The 510-nt window shown below is 49.8% G+C and carries 1 pseudogene; it reads left to right on the top strand.

Annotated features, from left to right (window positions below):
- Window positions 1–497: pseudogene (locus EAE90_RS23390) on the top strand (type VI secretion system tip protein VgrG); the annotation flags it as partial.
- Between the last annotated feature and the right edge of the window lie 13 nt (window positions 498–510).

Genomic DNA, 510 nt, shown 5'->3' on the forward strand with positions numbered 1-510 from the left:
CTATTAAAGGTCAGCAAGCTATTTCCATTGGTAAAAGCCATCAATTAAACGTCGCCGATAACCAGCAAATTACCGTGGGTAAACATATCACGGTGCACTCTGAAAGCGGGCAAATCATCATTGGGAACGCAGGCGGGCAGATAGTTATTGATCCGATGGGCAATATCCGTATCGAAGGGGTCAGCATCACCATGACTGACCATATTACCGGCAAGAAATCCGCCGGTGCGCTATTTGACTACTCCGCCCGCTATACCCTGCTCAGTGAGCACAGCGATAAGCCGCTGGTGAATGTCCCCTACACCATTACCACCGGCGATGGTCAGGTCATCCCGGGTAAAACTGATTCGCTAGGCAGAACGGTGACTGTACAGAGTGCGGCAGAAGAAAATCTGCAACTGCGTTCACCGGAAACCCCACCGAAACCGAAGCAAACCTTATACCGTGCCAGCGGTAACACGCCGGTAGAGTATGTGATGGAATTTATGGAGATATAAGTATGGCAATATC

It is taken from the genome of Photorhabdus caribbeanensis, from assembly GCF_018448885.1.
GTDB classification, from domain to species: domain Bacteria; phylum Pseudomonadota; class Gammaproteobacteria; order Enterobacterales; family Enterobacteriaceae; genus Photorhabdus; species Photorhabdus caribbeanensis.